This is a genomic window from Agreia pratensis (assembly GCF_900177685.1).
Taxonomy (GTDB): domain Bacteria; phylum Actinomycetota; class Actinomycetes; order Actinomycetales; family Microbacteriaceae; genus Agreia; species Agreia pratensis.
The window spans coordinates 283,857-295,855 of sequence record NZ_FXAY01000005.1 but is presented as its reverse complement, the minus strand read 5'-3'; the positions used below and the strand labels follow the sequence as shown (position 1 = coordinate 295,855).

Annotated in this window: 6 protein-coding genes; all 6 read left to right on the top strand. The window is 65.4% G+C overall.

What is annotated here, in order from left to right; all coding sequences use genetic code 11:
* The first annotated feature begins 560 nt into the window (after positions 1-560).
* The 6 genes from B9Y86_RS15095 (at position 561) to B9Y86_RS15070 (ending at position 11,967) form a co-directional block, all read left to right on the top strand.
* Positions 561-1,439 carry an ABC transporter ATP-binding protein gene (locus tag B9Y86_RS15095; RefSeq protein ID WP_085487548.1) on the top strand — a complete coding sequence of 293 codons (879 nt, stop codon included), beginning with the start codon at positions 561-563 and terminating at the stop codon, positions 1,437-1,439.
* On the top strand, positions 1,421-2,995 hold the full coding sequence (locus B9Y86_RS15090) for a transporter (RefSeq protein WP_085487546.1): 1,575 nt from the start codon (positions 1,421-1,423) through the stop codon (positions 2,993-2,995). Before B9Y86_RS15095 ends, B9Y86_RS15090 begins: the two co-directional genes overlap by 19 nt.
* Positions 2,996-3,042: 47 nt before the next feature.
* On the top strand, positions 3,043-3,843 hold the full coding sequence (locus tag B9Y86_RS15085; RefSeq protein WP_085487544.1) for an MOSC domain-containing protein: 801 nt from the start codon (positions 3,043-3,045) through the stop codon (positions 3,841-3,843).
* Positions 3,840-4,832 (top strand): PDR/VanB family oxidoreductase, encoded by a 993-nt coding sequence (locus B9Y86_RS15080; RefSeq protein WP_085487541.1) that lies wholly within the window; start codon positions 3,840-3,842, stop codon positions 4,830-4,832. The genes B9Y86_RS15085 and B9Y86_RS15080 overlap by 4 nt, the downstream gene beginning before the upstream one ends.
* A 37-nt stretch (positions 4,833-4,869) precedes the next feature.
* On the top strand, positions 4,870-5,793 hold the full coding sequence (locus tag B9Y86_RS15075; protein WP_139824933.1) for a hypothetical protein: 924 nt from the start codon (positions 4,870-4,872) through the stop codon (positions 5,791-5,793).
* A gap of 135 nt (positions 5,794-5,928) precedes the next feature.
* Positions 5,929-11,967, top strand: a complete 6,039-nt coding sequence (locus B9Y86_RS15070) for an Ig-like domain-containing protein (protein WP_176223380.1) — start codon at positions 5,929-5,931, stop codon at positions 11,965-11,967.
* Positions 11,968-11,999: the final 32 nt, after the last annotated feature.

Sequence of the window (11,999 nt, the reverse complement as noted above, 5' to 3'; positions counted from 1 at the left end):
CCACATACGGGTCGGGCTCAAGGGGAGGGATCGTGGTGAACATACGAGAAGTCAAACAGCAGCCACCGACACCGGGTCGAGTCACGCATTCAATTTCTCATCAGGTGATTCGCCTGTGGATAACTTCCAAGAAATGCGCCCTGTGGAGGAGTAGACAGCAGCGGTTGGCGGGTGGTCTCGATACGGCCGCGGGCGGCCTACTCGACCAGCGCGATGAGGGCGGGCGGCCTACTCGACCAGCGCGATGAGGTGGGCGGCCTACTCGACCAGCGCGATGAGGTGGGCGGCCTACTCGACCAACGCAAGGAGGTGGGCGGCCTGCTCGACCAGCGCAAGGAGGCGGGCCGCTCGGCCGGCGCAGGAGAGTCTCGATCAGCGCGGAAGAGGGGCGCGCGGTGCGTGCCCGATGTCCACCGCGCGGGGGATGCGGCCTGTCTGATGCTCCCTCTAGGGTGGGTGACACGCGCCGGGTTCGCGCACGCGTATCGACTGATCGCACAACGAGAACGGCCTGAATGTCTATCGCAAGACGGCAATCGTAAGACGGAAAGCAGGCGGCTATGTCCTTGGAAGACCCAGTACAGACCGACCCAGTTCAGACGAACTCGACACAGACGAACTCAACACAGACGAATTCGACACAGACCGACCCGGCCCAGGTTCTCCCTCCGGTCACGGATGCTCATGGCCCGGCCCTCGAGATCCGGGGCCTCACCAAGCGATTCGGTGAGAAGGTCGCTGTCGACAACCTGGCTCTCACGGTTCCCTCCGGCTCGTTCTATGGTCTCGTCGGCCCCAATGGCGCCGGAAAGACGACGACCCTGTCGATGGCGACCGGCCTGATGCGTCCGGATGCGGGCGACATCACCATCCACGGTGTGAACGTCTGGCAAGACCTCATCAAGGCCAAGCGCCTCGTCGGGGTGCTCTCCGACGGCGTCCGACTCTTCGACCGTCTCACAGGCACCCAACTCGTGACCTACGCGGGGCTGCTCAGCGGCATGAGTCGAGAGACCGTCGCCGAGCGCACTCATGACCTGCTCAACCTGCTCGACCTCGAATCGGCCGGCGGCACGCTCGTGGTCGACTACTCGGCAGGAATGACCAAGAAGATCGCCCTGGCATGCGCTCTCGTGCATGCACCGAGTCTGCTCGTGCTCGACGAGCCGTTCGAATCGGTCGACCCCGTGTCGGCCGCGAACATCCGCGACATCCTCGACGGCTTCGTCAAATCTGGCGGAACCGTGATCGTGTCGAGCCACGCCATGGACCTCGTTCAGCGTATGTGCGACCACGTGGCCGTGATCGCCCAGGGCCGCGTGCTCGCCGCGGGTACGACCGAAGAGGTGCGCCAGGGCTCCACGCTCGAAGACCGTTTCGTCGAACTCGTCGGAGGTCGCCGCACAGGAGAGGGGCCGGAATGGTTGCGACTCTCGTAAGACTGCGCTTTCTCATTCTGGCGAACAGCCTGAAGGGAAGGCCCTGGCAGATCGTCGCCGTGGTGATCGGTGGGCTGTACGGGCTCGGTGTTCTCTTCGGCGTCGTGGCAGGGCTCATCGCCCTCAGCTTCGCGCCGAGTGAGCTGGCCCGCACCGTCACTGTGTTGGGCGGCGCCGCCACCATCCTCGGCTGGATCGTTCTGCCCCTCATCGGCCCCGGAACAGACCAGACCGTCGAGCCTTCGCGGCTGGCCATCTTCCCCATTCCCCTCAACCAGCTCGTGCTGGGACTTCTCGTCAGCGGAGTCCTTGGAGTTCCCGGAATCGTCACCTCGATCGCTGCTCTTGCAACCGCGGCGACGTGGTGGCAGCATCCACTCGGTGCGATTTCGGCGATCGTCTGCGCCGTGATCGGTGTTCTCACGTGTGTCGCCGGCTCGCGGGCGATCACAGCGTTGAGCTCAGGTATCGGATCGGGCCGCCGGTTCCGTGAAGCCAAGGGAATCCTGTTCTTCATCCCGCTGATCCTGATCGGCCCGATCATGATCGGGCTCACGGCGCTGCTACGCAGCTCTGCGGATGCCCTTCCCGGCATCGCCGACATCGTCGCGTGGACGCCGCTCGGCGCGATCTGGTCGGTTCCCGGCTACATCGTCACCGGAGATCTCGGCCGGGCGGCGGCCGGATTCGTCATCGGTCTCGCGACCCTCGCCATCCTGCTGGTCGTCTGGCGTTCGAGCCTGCGGCACGCGCTCGAGAACCCCGCCCGGGCGTCGTCGCCGGCAGTGAAGGGAACCCGCAAGCTCGGGTTCTTCGGCGTCTTTCCGGCCACGCCCTGGGGCGCCGTCGCAGCACGCGCACTCACCTACTGGATGCGCGATCCGCGGTACGCGCAGTCGCTCATCGTCATTCCGCTCATTCCTGTTCTGCTGTTCGTGTACTCGGGAAACATGAGCAGCATGGGCGTGTTGAACGCGCTCGGACCGGTCGTGGCGCTGCTATTGGCGCTGTCGATCTACACCGATGTCTCGTACGACAACACGGCGTTCGCTCTGCATTTGTCGACGGGCGTATCGGGCCGCGACGACCGACTCGGCCGCGTGGTGGCTCTGGGTGTGTTCGCGGTTCCGGTGTCGGTGCTGCTGACCATCGCGTCGGTGTGGTTCACGAACTCGTGGCAGGTGCTGCCCGGGCTGCTCGGTCTGGTGATCGGCTTGCTGCTCTCTGGATTCGCGCTGTCGTCGGTCGTCTCGGGTCGATTCGTGTTCCCCGTTCCGGCGCCCGGCGAGAGCCCCTTCAAAGCGAAGCCAGGTGGTGGTTTCATGTTGACGCTCACGACCTTCGCGACATGGGGAGGCCTGACCGTGCTCGTGCTGCCCGAATTGGTTCTCGCCATCATCGGCTTCGTCACGGGCGACGCGATATACGGCTGGATCGCGCTGGCACTGGGACTCGTGCTCGGTAGCGGCATGCTCGTGATCGCGGTGCGTTGGGGAGGGTCGATTCTCGACAAACGTGGCCCGGATCTGCTCGCCACGTTGCAAGCCGGCAAGTAGTCCCACTAGGGCACGTGGGCACCTGGTCCGGCAAGTACTCTCGAGACATGCTCGGCACGATCGATTCGCTCTACCGTTACCCGGTCAAGGGTCTCACTCCCGAGCCCCTCGACCGGGTGGCGCTCGAGGCAGGCAGCGCGTTTCCCTCCGACCGTCTCTTCGCTCTGGCCAAGCCGTTCGGCGCCTACGACGCAGTCAACTTCGCTCCCCTGTCGAAGCGCGAGTACTACGTGCTGTTGAACACCGATCGTCTGGCCGGCCTCGCCGCGAGATTCGACCCCGAGACGCGAGTGATGCGCGTGACCGTGCAGGGGCATCCGGTGTTGAAGGCCGACCTCGGCACGGCCGAGGGCCGGGCCGAATTGGTCGAGCTGTATGCCCGCGTCACCGATCTGCCCGACGGCGAGCGGCCCGTGCTGGCCGAGCAGCCCGGGTACAACTTCACCGACAACGCGATCGACGGCCCGCGCATGATGAACACCATCTCGCTCATCAACCGCGCATCCATTCGCGAGTTCGAGGCGAGGATCGGGCGCGAGCTCGACCCGCTGCGCTTTCGGGCCAATGTCTATATCGAGGGTCTCGAGCCATGGGTCGAACGCGACTGGATGGGCAGGGAACTGCAGCTCGGAGGCCCAGAGGGAGTGACCGTCCGTGTGGTCGAAGAGACGGAACGCTGCGCCGCAACCGAGGTCGACCCCACGACAGCCCGCCGCGATGTGCCGGTGGTGCGCCTGCTTCATGAGAACTACGGTCACGAGATCATGGGCGTGTTCGCCGAAGTGCTCTCGGCCGGCGAGCTCGTCGTCGGCCACACCGTGTCGGTGCGCGAGGAGGCGACAGCGTGAGTGCGAACGGCGCGACCCACGACAGCGGCGCCGATCAGACGGTCGTCGTCTCAGCCCGCCGGATGCTCACGGCCGACGTGTGCGAGTTCGAGTTGCGGCGCGTAGATGGCGCGCTGTTCGAGCCGGCCGAGCCAGGCTCCCACATCACGGTACACACGCCCTCGGGCGATGCCCGCAGCTACTCGCTGACCTCCGATGTGAGCGACCGTAGCCGTCGCGTGATCGCGGTGCGCCGCGACGGGAACGGACGCGGCGGCTCCCGCAGCATGGTCGACGAGGTGTGCCGTGGCGACGAGCTCGTGATCTCCCCCGCGCGCAATGCCTTCGAACTGATGGTCGCCTCGTCGTACCTGCTGGTGGCGGCGGGCATCGGAATCACTCCGATCCGGGCGATGCTGATCGAGCTGCGCAGGCGCCGCGTGACAGATGTTCAGCTCGTGTACTTGAGTCGTTCACGCGAAGACACGCCCTATCTCGATGAGTTGGCCAAGCTGGTCGCATTCGATGAGATCGATGGAGTGACTCAGCCGATGACCCTGCACCACCGAGCCCTGCACGGCGCCTTCGAGTGGTGGCCTCTTCTCGTGACGCCCGGAGAGCGCCACCTCTATGTGTGCGGGCCAGAGTCGCTGCAGAACGAACTCCGGGCTCTCACGATGCACTGGCGCCCGAGTCGAGTGCATATGGAGGACTTCGCCGGTGTCTCCGCGTTCGGCGAGATCAGCATGCCCTTCGAGGTGGACTGGCAGCCCACGACTGCCCGCATCCCGGTGTCGAGCGACCAGACCATGCTGGCGGCCCTCGAGGGTGCAGGCATCGACGTCGACAGTTCGTGCGGCAGCGGAACGTGCGGAACCTGCCGGCTCAGGCTCGTCGAGGGTGAGGCCGATCATCGCGACGTCGTTCTGTCGGAGAGTGAGCAGGCCGACTTCGTGATGCCCTGCGTTTCGCGGGCGGTGAGCGCGCGCCTGGTGGTCGCACCTCTCTGACCACCGCGCAACACAGTCCCTGCGGTACAACTGGGGTGTGCACTCAAACGAATACGACGCGTTCGGTCCCTGGATCAGGGAGGTCCGGTCTTCGGAGGACGTGCCGCGACTCTACGCAGGCCATCACATCGAGTTCTCGAACACTCTCGTCGTGCTGAAGGTGCCGCGCGACATCGCGCGCCGAGACGCGAATCCTCATATGCACCTCTACGACCAGCTGCTCATCGTGACGACCGAGAGCATCACGGCGTTGACCCGAGCAGACGAGAGGTACACCGCACGGGAGCTGGCGGTGCGGGACATCTTCGCCATCGAGGACTCCGTGCTTCTGCTCGACGGGCTGCTGACCGTGCACGCGGTGGGGACCGAGCCCCTGCTGATCCCCTACAACGGATCCGACCGGGAGAGCATCACCCGGCTCGTCGCAGAGGTGCGCCGACAGGCGACGAGAGTGGATGTCGGGTCTGATGAGGACGCCGCGGGGAATGCGCACGACATCGAGCTTGCCGCAGAGCAGTTCCTGCCTGAGATGCGTGACCAGGGAATCCGAAGCGACTGCGCTGACGTTCTGAGGACCGAGCCGGGTTCGGTCGTGCTGGCCGGACAATCGACGATTCGCGTCCATCCCGCGGCCGGCTCCGGCCTCCGTTTTGCGGTCGCGCACCGAATGAACCCGGCTTTTCTGAGCGGCGTGGTGGCGATAGGCGGAACGGGAGACATCTCCCTGATCCACCGTCGCCGCTGGATCGTCAGAGGGGCCGGAGATGACGTCTCGAGCGCACGAACGGTGGTCATACCCGCTCGAGTCGACGTCGTCGACGTGGTTCCGCATCCGAGCTACGCGGGGGTATCGATCGTGCGGATAGCGGCGACGCGAGGGCGGATCGAGATCGTCGTGGCGGAGCACTCGTCTGTCGCCGAGGTCGTGAGGCAGTATTGCGCACGGCCCGGAGCGGTCTGATCGAGGCGGCAATGGGGAGAAGTCCCCATTTACTTTGGGTCGTGTCCCCGTGCTTGAATGTCCGGGTGCACCTGTGCCTTGTTCAGGGTGCACGCGACGACAAAACGGCATACCCGACGTGAAGATGAGGATCGTGTGAGGCTCTTCGAGGCATTGCGCCGCCGCAAGGCGACAGCTGCGTCGGTGGCGACCGTCACGGTCTTCTCGCTCGCGGTCACCACGATGGCGTTTCTCTATCAGGGCATCACCACGGCCGACGTCGAGCTCAATGACGGCGGCGTGTGGGTCACCAAGCCCTCCGGACTCCTCGTGGGTCACCTCAACTATCAGGCCCAGCTGCTCGACGGCGGCCTCAAGATGACGTCGAGCGACTTCGACATCCTTCAGCACGACGAGACGATCATCACGGTCGACCACGCCACCGGATCGCTGGCGCCTATCGACCCCGTGTCGGTGACACTGGGCAATGCCGTGGCCCTGCCGGCCGAGTCATCCGTGACCATGGGCGGCAACACGCTCGCCGTCGTCGACAAGACCGGCGACCTCTTCACCACTCGCGCCAGCGATGTCGCCAACTTCTTGCCCGACCCCGACAAACCCTTGCTGACGCTCGGCTCAGGCGCGTCCGCGACGGTGGATGTCGATGGTGGCGTTCACGCACTGTCGCCGACGTCGGGCGAGATGGTCACCATCCCGCTCGACGAAGACGGCGTGCCGCTCGAGCCGGTGAAGAACGGCTTTCCCAAGACCGAAGACGACGCTGCGCTCACGATGACGACCGTCGGCGACGACGCCGTCGTGTTCGATTCGGCGAACGGCATCGCCTATCTGCCGGGTGGCAAGAAGGTCGACGTGGCCGATTCGACCGGAGGCGTGCTGCAAGAGACGGGCCCGGCATCCGACGCCGTGCTCATCGCCACCGACACCTCGCTGATCCGCCAGCCGCTCGATGGTGGAGCTGCCACCGTGACCTCGGCCGGGAAGCCCGGAAAACCCGCTGCACCCGTGTATCTCGCCGGCTGCGCCTACGCGGCGTGGGCCGTCTCGAACGCCTATATTCGCGACTGCGCCGGTGACGACAAAGATGTCGAGACCACCATCGACGGCATCACGGCGCAGGCTCAGCTCGTGTTCCGCGTCAATCGCAATGTCGTCGTGCTCAATGACCTCACCTCGGGTGCCGTCTGGCTCGTCAATCAAGACATGAAGAAGGTCGAGAACTGGGACGACATCGTTCCTCCGCCGGACGAGACGAAGACCGACGAGGAGGACGACAGCACTCAAGAGGAGCTGCAGGTCATCCTGCCCGAGCGAAGCGAGATCAACAACCCGCCTATCGCCGAAGACGATCAGCTCGGAGTGCGGGCCGGCCGCACTGTCGTGCTGCCCGTGCTCGACAACGACTCCGACCCCGACGGCGATGTGCTCACCGCCACGCTGAAGGGCCCGCAACCCTCGATCGGCGAGGTGCAGCCCATTCTCGGCGGCGTGGCCATGCAGATCATCGTGTCTCCCGACGCATCCGGCACCGGCACCTTCACCTACACGGCCGACGACGGGCGCGGCGGCACGGCGGATGCGACGGTGACGCTCACCGTCAAGGCTCCCGGCACGAACGAGGCGCCGGTTCAGAAACGTGTGCCGAAGGTTCTCTGCGAGGTCGGATCGACCTGCTCCTACAACGTGCTGCCCGACTGGATCGACCCCGACGGCGACGACATGTTCGTGCGCTCTGCCACCGCAGACGGCGCGAACCAGGTGCAGTTCCGGGCAGACGGCGAGCTGACGTTCACCGCACTCGACCCCGATCCCGGCCGAAAGATCGTGACCATCGTCGTCTCAGACGGCATCACAGACACCGAGGGTACGGTCGCCTTCGAGGTGCGCGAGTCAGGCACCCTCGTGCCCGTCACCAACGGTGACCATGTGGTGACGAAGGCCGGCCAACAGGTCACTGTCTCACCGATGGCGAATGACTACGCCCCCAGCGGCGCCCCGCTGCGGCTCGCCAAGGTCAATGAGGTGCCGGGCGCCACGATCACGCCCGACTACACCACTGGAACGTTCGACTTCACGTCGGCGGCTCCCGGCGACTACTACGCGCAGTACCTCGTGACAGACGGCCCGAAGTCGGCGCCCGGTCTCGTGCGCATCACGGTCGTGGCCGACACCTCCGCAGACAAACCGCCTATTGCCGTGCGCGACGTCGCCCTGCTCACCAAGGGCCGTTCGGTACTCACCGACGTGCTCGCCAACGACTTCGACCCCGCCGGAGGAATCCTCGCGGTGCAGTCTGTGCAGGTTCCCGAAGGACTCGGCGTGAGCGTCGAGGTTCTGGAGCACCAGACTCTGCGCATCACAGACACCGGCATCTCCGAGCCAGCGAGCATCAGTTATACCGTTACCAACGGCGTCAAGTCGGCCAAGGGTGAGGTGTTCATCATCCCGATCCCGGCACCGCAGAAGCTTCTGCCGCCGGTTGCCACAGACGACAAGGTGACCGTGCGGGCCGGCGATGTCGCAACGATCCCTGTGCTCGACAACGACTATTCGCCTAACGGCGACACGATCACGCTGGCCCCCGCTCTCATCGCGCCGCTGATCGACCCGGCCGACGGGGACATGTTCGTGGCGCAGAACACCCTGCGCTTCAAGGCCGGCCCCGTTGCCAAGACCGTCTACGCCACCTACGAGGTCGTCGACAGTCAGGGCCAGCGCGACGCCGGCTACGTGACCATCCAGATCGTCGGCAACGACGAGGGAGCGAACTCCCCGCCCCGCCCGCACGACGTCACGGTGCGCGCCCTCGAGGGCACGACCGTGCGCATCCCGATTCCCCTCGACGGAATCGATCCCGACGGCGACTCCGTTGAGCTCGTCGGTCAGGACGACGCTCCGAAGAAGGGTCGCATCAGCGAGGTCGGGCAGTCGTGGTTGGAGTACGAGGCCTACCCCACCTCCGTGGGCACGGACGTCTTCACCTACACGGTGCGTGACCGCAAGGGGGCTGAGGCCTCGGCCACCATCCTGGTGGGAATCGTTCCCTCGTCGAGCGCGAACCAGCGCCCCTACGCGGTGAAAGACACCGTGTCGGTGCGGCCTGGCCGCACGGTGGCGGTCGACGTTCTCGCGAATGATTCCGATCCCGACGGCGACCCGATCGCCATCCAGAAAAACGGCCTCACGGTGCCCGAGGGCATGACGGGCAAGATCGATCGTGGGCGTGTCACTGTGACCGTGCCCAAGACGCCGGGCGACTACCCGGTGCAGTACACGATCGTCGATCAGTACGGCGCTACCGCGGTGGGTCAGCTTCTCGTGTCGGTGAGCCCGGATGCGACACTCCAGGCGCCGATCGCCCGTGACGACCTGGTGCAGGTCGCCGACGTGGTGGGCCGCACCAGCACCGACGTCGACGTGAAGAAGAACGACGACGACCCCGACGGCACGATCGATGCCCTCGACGTGTCGGTCACGAGCGGCACGGCGACGGTTCGTGGCAACGGCCAGCTGCGCGTCCCGCTCACTCCGGAATCGCAGATCATCACCTACACCGTGACCGATGTCGACGGACAGACGGCGTCGGCGTTCGTGTTCGTTCCCGGTCTCGAGAGCGCGCATCCCTCACTCAAGGCGGGCACCAAGCCGATCGTCGTGAACAGCGGCGAGACCATCAGCGTTCCCCTCTCCGACTACGTCGTCACCGGCAATGGCGAGGCCGCGCGCATCACGCAGGCCGACAAGGTGGCGGTATCACACGGCAACGGGGCGAACCTCGTGACCGACGCGACCACCCTCAGCTACACGTCGGCCGATGGCTACTACGGTCCTGACGCTCTGAGCTTCGAGGTCACCGACGGTACCGGCCCCGATGACCCCAATGGCAAGAAGTCCACGCTCGTGATTCCCATCACCGTCGTGTCGAAGACGAATGTCTCGCCGACCATGAGCGGTGGTGCCGTGAACGTGGAGCCGGGCGGCGACGAGGTCGAGCTCAACCTGCGCACACTGTCGCGCGACCCCGACGAGGGCGATCTGAAGAAGCTCACGTACAAGGTCGTCGGAGAACTCCCGCAGGGAATCTCCGCCTCGACGGATGAGCAGACGCTGAAGGTCAAGGCCGCGGGCAATGCGGCCAAGGGCGACTCGCCTATCCAGATCGAGGTCAGCGACGGGCAGAGCAAGCCGGGCACGGGAACCGTCGTGGTGACCGTGGTCACGTCGACGAGGCCGAAGCCCAGTGCGACCGACGACGTGGTGCCGCAGGCGAACCAGGGCCAGACCCGCCAGGTCGACGTGCTGTCGAACGACTTCAACCCCTACCCGGAGAACCCGCTGAAGATTCTCGAGGCGGTCGTCGAGACGGGCGACGGTCAGGCGAGCCCGGCTGGCAGCGGCGTCGACGTGACGCCCGCGGCCGACTTCGTGGGAACGATGGTGGTGCGCTACCGCATCGCCGACTCCACGGGCGATCCTGATCGCCAGGCCGACGGACGCATCCGGTTGACCGTGCAGGGTAAACCCGATGCGCCGACCACGCCGAGCGTCACGAGCATTCAAGACCGCACGGTCGTTCTGTCGTGGACTCCGCCCGTGAACAACGGCTCGCCCATCACGAGTTACACCGTGAAGAGCCCGCAGGGGTACTCGAAGCAGTGCGCATCGACCACGTGCACACTCGACGGACTCACCAACGACGTCGAGTACACCTTCACGGTCACCGCGACCAACGGCGTCGGCGAGTCCGACCCGTCGCCCTCCTCGGCGCCCGCCCGACCGGATGCCCGCCCCGACCGCCCGGCGGCGCCCACGCTGGTCTTCGGCGACAAGAGCATGACGGTGAACTGGGTCACCCCATCCACTCCCGGCTCTGCCGTCACGTCGTACAACCTCGAGATCTCGCCGGCCCCGGCGCGCGGTGCCGTGCAGAAGACCGGCGTCACGGGCAACTCCGTGGTCTGGGAAGGGCTGGAGAACGGAACTGCGTATCAGGTGCGCGTGCAGGCCGTGAACCGAGCACCCGATCCCAGCGACTGGAGTTCGTACTCGGCGACGGAGATTCCGGCGGGCAAGCCGTCTGCTCCAGCCGCTCCCACGACGACGCCATCGACGGCGGTCGGCGGGCAGGCTCAGATCACGGTCTCGTGGACCGCGCCGTTCGCCAACGGCGACCCCGTGGCCAGCTACACCCTCGAGACGCTGAAGGGCGGCTCGGTCGTCAACACGTTGCCCGGAATCACGGGAACCAGCGCGAATGTCGTCGTCTCGGTCGACACCACCGATTACACGTTCAGGGTCTCGGCCTCCAACAAGGCGGGCGCCTCAGATCCGAGCCCGCAGTCCTCTCCGCGCCGTGCGGCGATTGCGCCGGGTGCGCCGTCGAGCGTGAGTATCACCCCCGGCGATCAGAGCGTGAACGTGACGTTTGGTGATGCTGCTGGCAACGGCTCGACCCAAGACGAGCTGACCTATCACTATCGGGTGGACCAGAGCGGAGCCACGGGCACGCTAAACCGCAACTCGGGAACCATCGGTGGACTGACGAACGGAACGAACTACACGGTCACGATGTGGGCGACGTCGAATGTCGAGGGAGTGCAGCAGGGGGCATCGACGGGATCGAACGCGGTCGTACCGTTTGGCAAGCCCAACCAGCCTGGTGCAACCGCGAGCGACAACGCGACAAGCGTCACCCTCGGGTGGACGGTGCCGGCCACAAACGGCCGCCCGATCACGACCTACATCTCGATCGACGGTGGCGCGGAGGAAGTCGTTACCGCGAGCGGAAGCCGCAATGTCGGTAACGGCTACTTGGAGAAGCACAGCATCTCTGTGAGAGTTCAGGATTCCGAGGGTCAGCAGGCGAGCAACTCGGCATCTGCGTCGAGCAGGGCGGAACCTCATCAAAACATCGTCTACATCTCTAACGGTGGATCGTGCACCCGGGTCAACAACTGTGTGCTTATCAAGATCACTGTCGAGGACTACCCCGGTACCATCACGTGCAAGTGGGTTACCCGCACAGAACAGGGCACACTCACCAAGTCGTTGGACGGACCCAACAACAGCATCACTCCAGGTTGGTTCACCGAGAACACTCCGGGTTCGGGCTTTACTCTCCAAGACGCGGCGAACAACATGACTTGCAACGGGGTTCAACCCGGTGTGCGGTAGAGCATCAGAAAATCCCAACGATCCCATGACGA

Coding starts and splice junctions, on each gene's coding strand:
- B9Y86_RS15095 (WP_085487548.1), top strand. CDS start 561: ATGTCCTTGGAAGACCCAGTACAGACCGACCCAGTTCAGACGAACTCG.
- B9Y86_RS15090 (WP_085487546.1), top strand. CDS start 1,421: ATGGTTGCGACTCTCGTAAGACTGCGCTTTCTCATTCTGGCGAACAGC.
- B9Y86_RS15085 (WP_085487544.1), top strand. CDS start 3,043: ATGCTCGGCACGATCGATTCGCTCTACCGTTACCCGGTCAAGGGTCTC.